Annotated in this window: 18 protein-coding genes and 2 tRNA genes; 9 read left to right on the top strand and 11 right to left on the bottom strand. The window is 44.7% G+C overall.

Features of this window, described 5'->3' with window-relative positions:
* Window positions 1-38 precede the first annotated feature (38 nt).
* The 3 genes from KNO66_RS12590 to KNO66_RS12580 are packed head-to-tail and all read right to left on the bottom strand — an operon-like array spanning window position 39 to window position 1,365.
* Complete coding sequence (locus tag KNO66_RS12590; RefSeq protein WP_214742802.1) at window positions 39-452, bottom strand: hypothetical protein; 414 nt, start codon at window positions 450-452, stop codon at window positions 39-41.
* The gene (locus KNO66_RS12585) at window positions 449-1,003 is read right to left on the bottom strand and encodes a hypothetical protein (protein WP_353048572.1); all 555 of its coding nucleotides are present in this window, start codon (window positions 1,001-1,003) and stop codon (window positions 449-451) included. Before KNO66_RS12585 ends, KNO66_RS12590 begins: the two co-directional genes overlap by 4 nt.
* Before the next feature lie 2 nt (window positions 1,004-1,005).
* Window positions 1,006-1,365, bottom strand: a complete 360-nt coding sequence (locus KNO66_RS12580) for a hypothetical protein (RefSeq protein ID WP_214742801.1) — start codon at window positions 1,363-1,365, stop codon at window positions 1,006-1,008.
* A gap of 136 nt (window positions 1,366-1,501) precedes the next feature.
* On the opposite strand from KNO66_RS12580, the gene KNO66_RS12575 reads away from it, so the two are divergent.
* The 4 genes from KNO66_RS12575 (at window position 1,502) to KNO66_RS12560 (ending at window position 3,242) form a co-directional block, all read left to right on the top strand.
* Window positions 1,502-1,575, top strand: a tRNA-Gly gene (locus KNO66_RS12575).
* A 17-nt stretch (window positions 1,576-1,592) separates the two neighbouring features.
* Window positions 1,593-1,666: transfer RNA gene (locus KNO66_RS12570), tRNA-Gly, on the top strand.
* A gap of 156 nt (window positions 1,667-1,822) precedes the next feature.
* Entirely contained in the window at window positions 1,823-2,623 is an 801-nt protein-coding gene (locus KNO66_RS12565) for an MBL fold metallo-hydrolase (RefSeq protein WP_214742800.1), read from the top strand.
* A gap of 412 nt (window positions 2,624-3,035) precedes the next feature.
* The gene (locus KNO66_RS12560) at window positions 3,036-3,242 is read left to right on the top strand and encodes a DUF3006 domain-containing protein (RefSeq protein WP_015880796.1); all 207 of its coding nucleotides are present in this window, start codon (window positions 3,036-3,038) and stop codon (window positions 3,240-3,242) included.
* Window positions 3,243-3,290: 48 nt separating this feature from the next.
* Here KNO66_RS12560 and KNO66_RS12555 read toward each other — a convergent pair whose 3' ends face one another.
* Window positions 3,291-3,854: a TlpA family protein disulfide reductase gene (locus KNO66_RS12555; RefSeq protein ID WP_251128146.1), complete on the bottom strand. Its 564-nt coding sequence runs from the start codon at window positions 3,852-3,854 to the stop codon at window positions 3,291-3,293.
* 74 nt (window positions 3,855-3,928) lie between these two features.
* On the opposite strand from KNO66_RS12555, the gene KNO66_RS12550 reads away from it, so the two are divergent.
* Entirely contained in the window at window positions 3,929-4,783 is an 855-nt protein-coding gene (locus tag KNO66_RS12550) for an aldose 1-epimerase family protein (RefSeq protein WP_214742799.1), read from the top strand.
* 36 nt (window positions 4,784-4,819) lie between these two features.
* Here KNO66_RS12550 and KNO66_RS12545 read toward each other — a convergent pair whose 3' ends face one another.
* From KNO66_RS12545 to KNO66_RS12535, 3 genes are all read right to left on the bottom strand, one after another.
* Window positions 4,820-5,038: a PspC domain-containing protein gene (locus KNO66_RS12545; protein ID WP_214742798.1), complete on the bottom strand. Its 219-nt coding sequence runs from the start codon at window positions 5,036-5,038 to the stop codon at window positions 4,820-4,822.
* Between the two features lie 20 nt (window positions 5,039-5,058).
* Complete coding sequence (locus KNO66_RS12540; RefSeq protein WP_214742797.1) at window positions 5,059-5,766, bottom strand: SDR family oxidoreductase; 708 nt, start codon at window positions 5,764-5,766, stop codon at window positions 5,059-5,061.
* A gap of 79 nt (window positions 5,767-5,845) precedes the next feature.
* Window positions 5,846-7,033 (bottom strand): LCP family protein, encoded by a 1,188-nt coding sequence (locus tag KNO66_RS12535; RefSeq protein ID WP_251128145.1) that lies wholly within the window; start codon window positions 7,031-7,033, stop codon window positions 5,846-5,848.
* Window positions 7,034-7,228: 195 nt separating this feature from the next.
* Between KNO66_RS12535 and KNO66_RS12530 the strand changes: the two genes are divergently transcribed.
* Window positions 7,229-8,143, top strand: coding sequence for a hypothetical protein (locus KNO66_RS12530; RefSeq protein ID WP_214742795.1), 915 nt, complete (start codon window positions 7,229-7,231; stop codon window positions 8,141-8,143).
* A 178-nt stretch (window positions 8,144-8,321) separates the two neighbouring features.
* On the opposite strand, the gene KNO66_RS12525 is transcribed toward KNO66_RS12530, so the two are convergent.
* Window positions 8,322-8,549 (bottom strand): hypothetical protein, encoded by a 228-nt coding sequence (locus KNO66_RS12525; RefSeq protein WP_214742794.1) that lies wholly within the window; start codon window positions 8,547-8,549, stop codon window positions 8,322-8,324.
* Between the two features lie 271 nt (window positions 8,550-8,820).
* Between KNO66_RS12525 and KNO66_RS12520 the strand changes: the two genes are divergently transcribed.
* Window positions 8,821-9,693 (top strand): carotenoid oxygenase family protein, encoded by an 873-nt coding sequence (locus tag KNO66_RS12520; protein WP_214742793.1) that lies wholly within the window; start codon window positions 8,821-8,823, stop codon window positions 9,691-9,693.
* A 64-nt stretch (window positions 9,694-9,757) separates the two neighbouring features.
* Here KNO66_RS12520 and KNO66_RS12515 read toward each other — a convergent pair whose 3' ends face one another.
* Window positions 9,758-10,129 carry a hypothetical protein gene (locus tag KNO66_RS12515; protein ID WP_214742792.1) on the bottom strand — a complete coding sequence of 124 codons (372 nt, stop codon included), beginning with the start codon at window positions 10,127-10,129 and terminating at the stop codon, window positions 9,758-9,760.
* Between the two features lie 102 nt (window positions 10,130-10,231).
* Here KNO66_RS12515 and mce point away from each other — a divergent pair, with 102 nt between their 5' ends.
* Entirely contained in the window at window positions 10,232-10,645 is a 414-nt protein-coding gene (gene mce, locus KNO66_RS12510) for a methylmalonyl-CoA epimerase (protein ID WP_214742791.1), read from the top strand.
* A gap of 11 nt (window positions 10,646-10,656) precedes the next feature.
* Here the strand turns inward: mce and KNO66_RS12505 are convergent, their stop codons facing one another.
* Window positions 10,657-11,703 (bottom strand): NAD(P)/FAD-dependent oxidoreductase, encoded by a 1,047-nt coding sequence (locus KNO66_RS12505; RefSeq protein WP_214742790.1) that lies wholly within the window; start codon window positions 11,701-11,703, stop codon window positions 10,657-10,659.
* Window positions 11,704-11,870: 167 nt separating this feature from the next.
* Here KNO66_RS12505 and KNO66_RS12500 point away from each other — a divergent pair, with 167 nt between their 5' ends.
* Window positions 11,871-12,425, top strand: a complete 555-nt coding sequence (locus KNO66_RS12500; RefSeq protein WP_214742789.1) for a methyltransferase family protein — start codon at window positions 11,871-11,873, stop codon at window positions 12,423-12,425.
* A gap of 36 nt (window positions 12,426-12,461) precedes the next feature.
* Here the strand turns inward: KNO66_RS12500 and KNO66_RS12495 are convergent, their stop codons facing one another.
* Window positions 12,462-13,271 (bottom strand): DUF368 domain-containing protein, encoded by an 810-nt coding sequence (locus KNO66_RS12495; protein WP_214742788.1) that lies wholly within the window; start codon window positions 13,269-13,271, stop codon window positions 12,462-12,464.
* Between the last annotated feature and the right edge of the window lie 35 nt (window positions 13,272-13,306).

Here is a 13,306-nt window from a genome sequence, read left to right as displayed (position 1 = left end):
AAAAAGAGACACACGCCTCGTTGGCGTCGTGTCTCCTTTTATGTCCACTCGATTGAATCGATGATGGACTCGATTTCCATTTTTTCATCGGTCACTTGATCGGCTACGTAAGTTAAAAATAAGAGCCGCTTCCCATCGGTCAAGGACCAGACGTCTAAATGCATGCCGTCTTCAATCCCACTCGCGTAGGCCGTCGTCATATTCGACGTCTCACCAGTCACACTCGGTGCGACTTTCACATCAATCGGAAACTCCCCTAAGAACGTATTTAACTCGCTCAAGGCAGATTGCGTTGGCTCTTGCGAATCTTCTGATTCATAGATTGAGATTTGAAGCGTCCCTTGCGCATCCGCCTCTGTCGAATAGAAACTCACGTAATCTTCTTCTTCGCTGTATTCATAATGTTCCGGATATGTCAGGCGGAACCACCCATCAATTTCGTACTCTTTCATGCTGTTTTCTCCTTTACTTGCTTAAATGCCAGCCCAGTGACCATTTTCGTTTGAAGTGCAAACTTCAATCGTTCTGTCACATAAAGACGTTGGCTATTTACGTCTTGGGCAATCATATGTCCAAATAAGTTCATACGGACAGTTTGATTGGATAGGAAATAGAGTCGGTCCGCACTTAGCGGACGATATTCGTTCGAATGTTCCAAGTATTCGATTTCAAAGCGGCGGAGGATGTTGAGCGCGCAGTAACGGTCGGTTTTCCCAGTACTCGTATGAAGCTCGACCCGAACGAGCTGAACGTCATACGGACAGACATTCATAAAGATCGGTCCCACTCGCTCATGAATCAAGAGGATGCCCATATCGGTTTCAATCAAATCAGGCAAGGCTCCTTCGTCTTGCGAGATACTCAACACCACGTACGGTCGGTTTGTCGGCGCGAGTAATTCCCCTTTATAAAATCGAAATCGCTGAATCCCTGTTAAAACTCGGGCACGCCAAGCACTCCCTCGAGCCTCGGCTTCCATCCGATACAACCTCTCTCCCTTCACACTTACTCCCCCTTCACTTGTTTGAGCGCATCGACGAACGTTTCCCATTCCAGGTTGTCACAAACAACCTTATTTTCCAATCCCCATTCTTCATTGATTGTCAAACGTACTTCGTTCGATTCATGATGACGGATGATTTGAAGATCTCCTATGCGTATGGCATCCGGACGGATATCAAACGTTCTACTCGGTAGTCCTATCCATTTGATTCGATTCGAGCGCAACACAACGTGCCATTCTTGATCGCGATGGATTGAAAACGTCCAGCTACGGAGAGACACCGATGTGTCCGTCTGTTTTGATTGCTTCAACATCCGAAATCCTTCACCCATCAGTCGTAAATAGGATTTTCGCTCACTCATATCTGTTTCTCCCCTTTTTTCTATTATCTTCGTTGTGGACAGGATTCTGCAACCTAAAAAGTTTTTTAAAAAAGGGTTTGCAAATTCAATTCGATATGCTATTATATCAAAGTAACGTTAAGAGCAAATACGTTTTGCGGGTGTAGTTTAATGGTAAAACCTCAGCCTTCCAAGCTGATGACGAGGGTTCGATTCCCTTCACCCGCTCCATATTTTTCTCTTTGAATGCGGGTGTAGTTTAATGGTAAAACCTCAGCCTTCCAAGCTGATGACGAGAGTTCGATTCTCTTCACCCGCTCCAATATCGACATATACGCGAGAACTTCTCGCACACATACACTGCACGGTTGAGACCTTGCAAAAGCAGAAAGTCATCAGACTTTCTGCTTTTTTTGTTGTTCTTCTAAATAATTTGGGAAAAGAATGAGTGACTCTAATCAAATGAGGAGGAACCCCATTGATTCAAGCAAAGCTGCAATCTTTCACCGTATACGAAAGTGCGTTGATGCGAACAACATCAACCCTCATTGATACTCCCGATGCCATTTTATTGATTGATCCGACGTGGCTTCCTGAAGAAATTGCGACGATTCGCCGTGACATCGAGTTACAGCGTCGCAACCGTCCGCTCTATGTGATCTTTACGCATCATCATTTCGATCATATCATCGGCGCTTATGGGTTTACGGATGCAACCACAATTGCCTCACAAGCTTTTGTTGAGGCAGACTCGTCCGATCAACTTGATGAGATTAGGAAGTTTTATGAGCAGCATTACATCGATCGTCCCATCAAAAAACCCGATATTGATTTCGTCGTTGAACCTGATCAGACTTTGTTAATCGGTTCTGTACCGGTTACATTCCTTTCTACACCTGGTCATGATGCGACACATATGTCCGTTCTCATCGAGTCTATGAATCTACTCGTCTGTGGGGATTATGGTTCAAACATCGAACCCCCTTTTATCGAGCACGATTCCACGGCATACCTCGATACGTTACAGACGCTACAATCACTCATCTACGAACATGAGATTCGTTGGTTCGTACCCGGTCACGGCGACCTGTGCGATAATCGAAGTCAGATGATTGAACGATTGAGTGCGGCCGAAGAGTATATATTAGCACTTCCTGAAGACCGCCATTGGTCCTCTTCATGGCCAGAACATTCTTTTTTCGACCGTGTTCATGAACGGAATCGAAAAATGGTAGAACAAAAAGAGACCGATCGCCGGTCTCGTCAGCAAGACTATTAAAAAAATCGCAACGTCTCCCCAAGACGTTGCGATTTCCCCCTATGTAGACCTATTTATTTCTTTGTGACGCGTTCTGAGCGGACCGTGAACATACGGTCAACCCCATAGACAGTTACTCCCGTCAAAGCAAGTAACCCAATCATTGCAGAAGAAAACATGACCATCCCCCCATTGTTCACAGTTTCGTCATAATCACCCCGTGGTTTTATTATAGAAGACAGAACCCAAAAAAGAAAGCGTTTTCTTCAAACTTCTTTCACATTTACCATAACGTATCCTTTCCGTTATTTACCACAATACATCTACTCTGACTGTACAGACGTTTGTAAAGATGTGTAGCTTTTGTGTAATTTGGGAATAGAGGTGTAAGGATAAAAAAGAGACAGAAGCTGCTCGTCGAGGAGGAAGAGGTATGATTAAGTACGGTACATTGGTACGAATCGAGGGAAAATATGCCGTATTGAGATGGAATAACGGCTCAAGTTTCATCCCTAGACGATTCCTACCGTCCGAAGCACGTGTTGGTGATACAATCATCCGAGACAATCATCATTACTATCTAGAAGAAGATATGACTCCCAACTTTGATGCATTGATCAAGCAACATTATAAAAGCTGAACGATTTGCCCAAATCTATCGGGCAAATCGTTCAGCTTTTTTTAGAGATTACCTTTCTGCATCAATTTGTTCTCGAAGCCATGCCTCGTCGACAGGACCTGTTTTCTTCGCGACGATGATACCATTTTCATCGAGCACGTACGTTGTCGGTAATGCTACGACACGATATTGCTGTTCGACAGTTGCTTCTTCATCTAACAAAATGGGAAACTTAACCGGGTACTCTTCTAAGAAGGCTTCAACGTCTTTTTTTCCACGACGTTCATTCTTCGTCACATTTATTCCGAGAACGGGAATCGCTGTGGTCTCTTCAAAAGATACAAGCTCCGGAAATTCATCTCTACAAGGCGGACACCAAGATGCCCAGAAATTAATCACGACCGGCTTCCCTTGATATTGAGAGAGGGTAAGTGGCTCCCCTTCCAATGTTTTCAGTGTGAAGTTAGGCGCTTGTTGTCCCACTTCAAGCCCCCCTAACACCGATTCATCTTGGACGATGGGGGCTGTCTGGTCTTTCTCTAACGACGTCATATATTCGTCATATCCCTTATAAGCAAGTCCTGCAATCAATAGAAGGATTAGCGTTCCCACTACAATTCTTTGTAAGCGCATGATTTACCCCTTGTTTGTTTTACGTAAGATTTCTACACTTAACTTATCATAAACCGTAAAGGAGCGTGTAGATCGTGCAACTTCAAAACGAAAAAATACAGATTACCCTAAAGGCACAAGGTGCTGAGATGACGAGTTGGAAAGTATCCGGACATGAATATTTATGGCAAGGTGATCCGACCTATTGGGGGAGACAAGCTCCAATTCTCTTTCCAATTGTCGGTCGGTTGCTTGATGATCAGTATGTATACGACGGAAACACCTATACGATGAGCCAACACGGTTTCGCCCGCGACGCCACGTTTGACATCGAATCATCATCTGCCACGTCGGTTCGATTCACTTTGAATGATACATCGGAATCGCGTCAACACTATCCATTCCCATTTACATTAACCGTCTCGTATCAACTAGTCGGTGAAGAAGTGCTCGTGACGTATCGTGTGCATAACCCAGGCGATATGGTGTTACCGTTTAGCCTTGGCGGTCATCCTGCGTTTAATGTCCCGTTCAATGGCGGGACATTCGAGGACTATACGATTGATTTCGGGGAAGTCCGCTCACTCGATCGCTATCTGTTAGAAGGTCCTTATTTGACAGGCGCGTATCAACCACTCGGAGAGCGTCAGTACATTCCCCTCACCCGATCATTGTTCGATGACGATGCGCTGATCTTTGAGAAGATCGAGTATGCCGCACTCCGACATCAACCAACAGGAACGGCTATTGTGATGGAAAGCCCGTCCTTCACTCATTTTGGTATTTGGTCCCCACCGCATAAAGAAGCTCCTTTCGTCTGTTTAGAACCTTGGTTCGGACATGCAGATTATAAAGGGCACCGAAAAGACTTCCTTCACAAAGAAGGAATTCAACTCCTTTCGCCAAACGAGACGTTTGAAGCGAGTTACACCTTATATGTAGAGAAATAAAAAAGCAATCCGACGAGACGTCGGTTTGCTTTTTTGTTAGAAACGATCTTCCTGTTCCACTTCATATTCTGATGGTGGTTTTTTCATAATGATTGCTAGAATGATATAGATGAGGAGTCCCGGACCTCCTAGAAGTGCCATCGCTACGAACAGAACGCGCATGATGGTGACATCAACTTTTAAATAGTTTCCGAGTCCGGAACACACTCCCGCAATCATTTGATTACTCGGGTCTTTATATAACTTTCGTTCCATGTCATCTTCTCCTCAGTTCGTTATGATCGTTGTGGGCGACGTAACGTCGTTCTTCCTCCGTTCGCCACTTCTCCACGTCCTTCAAAATCAAGCGCTTCGTTAATCGGCGTACTGCCAGATTTGATTTCAATTCGACGACCATACAAACCTCGGTTGTCGAGAGATGCTGCGATGACCGTTGCGACATCCGTTTCAGAAATCGTCGCTCCATCCGCATCACTCAAGTCTTCAGATGCTTCGATTGAACCTTTACTCGGTTCATCGACAATCGCCACTGGGCAAATGATCGTATAATTCAAACCGCTGTGTTCAATATATTCATCGGCGGCATTGTTAGCTGACAAAAAGTTAAAGAGCTCTTTTGGAGCTGCGTTCGGTTGGTCTGCGCCGTATGCACTCAGCAAGACGACATGACGCACCCGCTCTTTCTTCGCAGCATCGATGGCATTCATCGCGACGTTTCGGTCAAGCAGTTCGATTTCAGCGCTCGAACCGTCCGCACCGGCAGTTGCTGCGATAATCACAGCGTCTTGTCCACTCGTCGCCTCATGAACTTTCTTCTCAAGTTCGTTCTCGACGTCAACCGTCAATACATGCGCACCCATTTTTTCATACTCTGCTTGTAGTTCAGGATAACGAATTAAAGCGGTCACTTGATGGGTTTTCGCCAGACTCTTCAGTACACGTTTCCCGATCTTTCCTGTTGCTCCAATGACTAAAACTTTCATTCAAATTTCCCTCCTCAAAAGAGTAGTTCATTTGTTTAAAATTCCTCTTTCAAGTCAGAATCAAACCCTTTTCTTTAAATTATCTGACAGTGCCCCAAATGGATAAATCAAGGGCATCACGAATCGCCTGCACACTTTCTTCTAGCGGCTCATAATAATAGATGTCATTGATGTAGGCATCTTGACCCTCGACTTGCATCTTGTTCACCTCAGGATTCGAGATCATCGTCAATCCGACAGAGGCCATTTGTAAGACGTTCATCTCTAACCCCATCTCTTCTTTCATGAAGCGATATGTCTCCGGAATTTTTGTCCATCCTGATGGACTTGCCAATTTTTCTGCAACAGCCGTCATGACTTCTGTCTGACGATTAGAGCGGGCACCGTCCGTATCCGTTTTACGGTGTCTCGCATAGGCAAGCGCCATGTCTCCATCCATCGCATAAGAAACACCTTCCGTATATTCATACGTCTGGTTAAACCCTTTCTCACTGAACGAATGCGTCGCCGTGACGTTGACTCCGCCAATCAAATCAATCAATTCCATAAACGATTCGAATGTGATGACGACTTGTCCATCGACCGAGGCATCCGTCAATTCTTCGACAGCACCGATTGTACATTCCGCTCCGCCATAGGCAAAGGCGTGCGTAATTTTATCTCCTTCTCGGTCAGGTTCACACGGGATGGGCGTATACGTATCCCGTGGAATCGATACATTTTGAACCGTACGTGATCGGGGGACGAACTCCATCAACTGCAAGGAGTCTGTACGAGATCCCGACAGCGATTCCCCTACACGTGCATCACTTCCCATGATCAGGAACGTGAACGGGGAGGTCGCCACGTATCCGGCGACAAGCAAGGCGATTAGGAGAAGTAGAGCGACTTTCCCTTTCCACTTTCGCTTTCGTTTGCTTGGTGATTTTGACGCTGAATCCACTTCTCGCTTTTGTGGATTCGAGGGTTTGGATGGTTGCGTCGCTTGGTTCGATTTTCGTCGAGTCGTCTTTCGTTTCGAAAGCGACGGGATTCGTGGCATCTGTTTTCGGCGCGCTTTCGATTTCTTGCTCCCCGATTGTGCTGGTTCTCGAGACGATTCATTTAAAAATGGATGTTCGGACTGATCAGACATCTGCTCCCGATGTTCCTGTTGCGACGGTTCGCCCATCCACTGCTCGTCCGGTTGAATCGACTTTTCTTGCTCTTGTTGTTCGAGTTCACGCTTTCTGCGTTCTACTCGTGATAAACGTTTATCATCTTTCATCATTTAGTCCTCAACTTTATCAATTTTTCTCTATTATCCCGAACCCACCTTCGTCTGACAACGGTTCTTGTTAAAATCCGTCTTAAGCATGAGAGGAAAGGATTGTTTCAGATGAAAACCGGGAAAGGAATAATAATTGGTGTCTGCCCAAATCGAATGTACGATTCTCACATATATACGAAAGGAGGAGAGCTGATGCGCATCGGGAAATTACGCGTGTTGTTAGAACAATACGGTGAGGCCACATTACGCGATTTACTTGTTGAAATGTACCGTCATACTCCTAAAGATGTGATTGACGACCAAGAGTTCGACTTTATGATTAGTCAGTTCACGCGTTATAAAGAAAAAAAACATTCTGAAGAGCGACATTCGCTCTCACAAACTCTTACATTGGCTGAACGATTCGTCGATTCCGCGTACGAACATTTATACATTCGCCAAAATCAGGTCATGTCTGAACGCGACCAAAAAAATTGGTACATTCATGCTAAAAAAATTATCCGTGACCTCGGTCATTATGCAGAAGAACACGCAGAAGCGCGAACGATGTATGAAGAAATATTTTACTTGTTATCTACATCGGCCGGAGAAGAACCTCTCTTTTCAACGAGTGATCCGTTCCGACTCTTAAAAATTTCACAAGTCACCATGCTCCAAAAACTGATCCACTTTTATCAGCTTGACGCCCCGATTGATACCGTTTGGATTGACCGCGCTTTATACACCGCACTCCACGTGCCAAAAGATGTTGATTCTACACGAATCGAATTACTCTCAACGTTACCCATCGAACACAGTCCTGCCAACACAAGAAAAATTCTTCACTCCCGACTTTTAAAGCTTTGCGATCGCATGTTAGAAAAATCTCAAACAGAAGATACAGCGCTCGAAAATTATCAAGCACTGAAAATGCTAGAACTTCGCCTGCTTGTGGCGGAAGGCAACTTAAAAGAGGCGGAACAAAAACTGTTCTCCGAATATATACCATTCTTTTCCCATCGCTCCGAACCATTTCGGGTCTATGTCGACTTTTTAGAGAGCCACGGACACACCAATGAAACGAAACGTTTAAAGCGCATTGCCAAAGAAAAACGAATTCGCTTTTAAAAAAAGGGAGTCAATCGATGGGATCGATTGACTCCAATACATGATATGAACGAGGGGTGTTCATTTGAAAAGGAGGACAGAAAGTTGGTGCAGAACTTTCTCCCTACATCTAGTAGTATAAATGAACAATTGTAACCGTTACCAAATCACTTATTGCATTTTTGTGAACGATTTCACGTTATTCAATCGTATTCATGATTCCCAACCCGATAACAGATAACAGGACGATTAATACGAATACATAAACCATCTCATTCGGCGATTGAAACCCTTCCTGGATCTCAACGTCTTCTTCTACAATGATATTCTCATGGATGACCACCGGTTCTGTCTCGGCTATCACAGTAGACGGGATCACGGTCATCCAACATACAGTGGCCAATATCAACTGATAGATATATTTCATGATAAACTCCTACTCTTTGGTTTCATTGTGAATAAGTATAGCACGTCTGTGTCATCCGATGCCGCGACATTTGATGAAACTCACACTTCAAGAATCGAGATGGATCGGTTTTCCTATATTCAATGATTACAATCTATTTTTCTATTTTCTTTTCATGGAGTTCATTACTTTTTCTTTAATCAGGTGTCATAATAACGCCATACACGAATCGACTAGATAACGCTTACAATCTATATAGATTCATCATCCAATGAAGAAAGAAGGATTCTCTGTGAAACGAGCACTACGTTTTGTAGAATGCAGGCAATTACCATTACAAGAACGTATTTCCATTCAAACGTTATACTCTTTTACCAAATCCCCCATTCTCCTTTCGCCTCCTCATCATCATCATGTATACGTTGCATTAAACAAGAAGACTCCGCTAGCATCCATCGTCGCGAACGATGAACAACTTGAAGCGTTTCACTCGATTCAACTCTCTCAAGCGACATATAACGATCGCCATGTCTTTCGCGGACTTCTCAATCGAATCACCTATGAGCGAAGTCGAGAAACAAAACATCCAATCACCTACTATCTTCAAGAGCACGATACACAGAATCAAGATAAATTTCGAGTTTATGAAGCGGCCGGTTTTCAATACTTCCATCAAACGAATACCTATCGACTGCCTCTCATTCCATGCGAGAAGAATACCCATAAATACTGGACACTCGAGTTGATGAATTACGCAAAAAGAGCGGAATGGCTCGTATCTCGAAATACCTACAGTCATACTCTTCCGGAAGCCGTTCCGATGACTGATGAACGATTCGCACAAGAATCTCGCCAACAAACGCTTTTCTACACATTAAAGTGGTGTCAACAACCAATCGGCTTCATGAAAGTACGATTACATATGTATCATCTCTCTATACAAGAGATGCATCTAGAGTGCGAGGCTCCACAGATACGAGAAGCCATCTCTTTCCTTCAACATAAATTTTTCTATGGGTTTCGCTACATCGATGAAGCTCAAATCTCCGCAACAAGTCTGCAACCTGATTTGACGTACGCCCTTCGACAACATGGCGCTCAAGTCTCAAACGCCAGTAGCTATGTCTTCACTCAGGAAGTTCCACCGACTCCGATTTATTCATAAATGACAAAAGACGTCGAGTCAGCCAACTCTTTCTCATTGGAAAAAGTGGTTCATTCGACGTCTTTTATTCTGCAGCAGTTGTCGCATCCATCGCCAAAGGCGGCATTTCCTTAAACAGTTCTGTCCGGAGTCCCGTGTCTCTCAAATCGAGCGATTCAATTCGATCAAATTTGATTTTGCGATCGACGACATTAAACCAATACGTGATGTTCGGTTCATCCTTGAAACGAATCGCATAATTCGATCCATTCAAATGAAAATCGACCTCGGTAGACAGCAACTCCGTCGGACCAATCTGTTTATGGGTGGTCAACTTTTCAAGTACGACCTGTTCTTCGTTGATGCGATAATCGACAAATGTCGCAAGCGAGAGTCCAAACACAAATGATACTAGGGCGAATGCGCCCACCAAACCCATCGTGATTTTTCCGTTCATTTCGCGGTCCCTCCCTCTTCTATTATATCGGATACGCTTGAAACGTTGTGAAGTGACATTTTGTTCAACTTTAGGCACACTGTGAAGTGAGGAGGGATGTTTATGCATATTGATCATACTGGAATCGCCGTCCGAGATTTAGACGAGGCGATTGAATTCTATACGACCGTCTTAGGAGGAAAACTCGTGGATCGCTATACGAACACGGCAATTGGGGTTGAGACCGAGCTTGCCGTCATCCACATCGGAGAGGACGTCATCGAATTATTACTCCCGACAAGCAAGACGAGCCCGATCGCTCGATTCATGAAAGCTCGAGGAAAAGGGGTTCACCATATCGCATATCGTGTAGACGACTTAGACGAAGCAATCGCCACCCATAAACAGAATGGCATCACCTTTTTAGAAGACACACTGCGTACCACGGCAAAAGGAAGACGACTGATTTATATGGATCCCCGTCATTCAGGCGGTGTAATTACTGAACTTTGTGATTATCCTAAAGAAAAGCAGTGAGAGGATCTCTCTCACTGCTTTAACATGGTTCCTTCTATCATTTGACGATTTTTCTCTTTCAACCGTTCGTTGTGCGAGGACACCATTGCGGTAGCGGTCGCATTTGGATCAATGTAGGTTTTGGCCCGATTCACCGCATTCGCCGCATCTTGGAACGCTCCCGCGATCAGATGTACTTTCCCTTCATGCGTGAGGATATCACCGGCAGCATACAATCCCGGTACGGATGACTCGCTACCTGAATTCCCTTTCACATAAAACCCATCCTTCATGTCGACCTGTAGTTCGCTGTTCCGAAGCAACTCCGCGTCTTGCTCATATCCGTGATTGATGACCACTTCATCGACGTCGATTACGTTCGTCTCTCCTGATTCGACATGAGTCAAAAGAACTTGTTGAATCGATTTCCCATCGTGAGAAATCAAATCTGTTACTGTAGATTGAGGGCAACAGTCGACTCTACTCTCTTTAATTTTTTCCACTTGCGCCTCATGTCCACTGAGTTCTTCTTTTCGATACGTCAACACGACCTGCTCTGCAATGGGCTCGAGCGCATTGGCCCAATCCACAGCACTATTGCCGCCACCCGATATCAAGACACGCTTGCCTTTAAAGCGTTCAAGTGATTTAACCGTGTAATGGAGGTTCGACAATTCGAACCGCTCCGCTCCGCTCACTTCAACCTTATGAGGTTTGAGGATTCCGCTCCCGGTCGCAACGATGACAGTTTTGGAAATGTGATGACCGTTCGTCGTGTCAATTCCGAATAAATCGTCTGAGCGTTTGGAAATCGACTCTACCTTCTCGCCAAGAAGGACCGTCGGAGAGAAGGTGAGACCCTGCTCGACGAGTTGGTCAATCAGTTTCGCCCCAGTCGTTGGAAGGAGTCCACCTACATCCCAGACCATTTTCTCTGGATAGACGTGTACTTTCCCACCTAAAAAAGGTTGAAATTCGATTATTTTTGTCTTCATGCCTCGTAAACCGCTGTAAAAAGCGGCATACAATCCAGCAGGTCCCCCACCGATAATCGTCACGTCGAATACTTCCTCGTTCATCGTCGCACCCTTCCTCTCTGTATATAAAAATGATAATCATTCTCATTAGATGATAACCTGTTTCAATCGCTTTGACAATTTTTTTTCGAAGATAGTCGTTGTGCATTTGGTTTTTCCTAGGCGAAGGTCGGGTAATGAAACATGAATCAAAAGGGAGGATGTATGTGATGGATTGGATGAATCTCCTATTAATTGTCGTGTCATTTTTTTGGCTAATTGAGACGTGGCGATTTCGTAACCGGAACGAGGCAACAGATGATAATGTCGAGCGAAAGAGCTTCTACTTCGTAGCAGCGGCGATGATTGGTGTGTTCACCTTGTCGATTGTCTCCTCTATCATTTTCGAATCACAACCCTCAACGCTTCAGCGCATGATTGGACTTACTTTTTACATAGCCGGTGTGTCGTTACGCTATTGGGGAATTTTTCATTTGCGTCATCAATTTACACGACACGTCGTTGTTCGACCGGAAGACAAGCTTGTCAGTTCAGGCCCTTACCGTTTTTTACGTCATCCCCTATACACGGGGTTATTATTGATCTCGTTCGGGTTTTCGCTATATTTTATTCATTGGGGCATTGCCTTTATCGGTGCAGGTCTTACCTCACTCGCGTTATTGTATCGAATTCGAATCGAAGAAGGCATGCTTGTCCGTCATTTCGGTCAGTCTTACCAATCTTGGTCGAAAACGCGCAAACGTCTTTTTCCCTTTATCTATTAAAAAGGAGTCCGGCTCATCGCCAGACTCCTTCGTTGTTTAGACAGCATATTTACTGAGTAATCGGACGACGACGGCTCCTGCGATGAATGCGAAGATACTGAGTACCCACATGATTCCTGAATTCGGGAGGCCAGGAAACACGACAGCGAGCGAACCAATGACTAATCCGATAATGACGGAGAACGTCATTCCCGGGAAATTCGCCAATAAGTAGCGAATGACTTTACTGCTCACAATAAATCCGACCGCAACACCCGCACCGACAATCCCGATAATCATCAGGTTGAAATTGGAAATCGCACTGATGACCGTTGGATAAACGCCAATCAATAGTAAGACGAACGACCCGCTGATTCCAGGGAGTAACATCGCCATACTACCAAGCCATCCCGAAAAGAACAACAAGAGCGCGGTTCCAAACGTCACGTCTGTAATGATAGATGAGTCAACAGGATTCAAAAATGCCATGCTTGCGATGAGTAAAGTTGCGACAATCATCGCGATGACATGAATCGGGCGAATCGACGTCCGAGATTGGAATTCCACGAACAATAAAGGAATGATTCCTAAGATCAACCCGATGAAGAAAAATTGTGTCGGTTCATGATATTCCAGCAATAAGTATTCAATGAGGTGACTTAATGCGATGATCGCGGTTCCCATCCCGACTGCTAGCGGAATTAAAAAGCCAATATATTTCTTCCAATATCGGCTAAACACGCCGCTAATCGCTTCGATGAGTTGATCATAGATTCCTAAGATGACAGCGATTGTCCCGCCACTCACACCGGGAATCAAGTCACTCGTTCCCATGGCCATCCCTCGCCAAATATTCTTCCACTCCATAACATTTCTCCTTTGCGTGTATCTTTCTTCAAGCA

The sequence above is a fragment of the Exiguobacterium sp. s48 genome, assembly GCF_018617395.1.
Classification (GTDB): domain Bacteria; phylum Bacillota; class Bacilli; order Exiguobacteriales; family Exiguobacteriaceae; genus Exiguobacterium.
The sequence above is the reverse complement of the archived record's forward strand: the minus strand, read 5'-3'. Positions and strand labels throughout refer to the sequence as shown.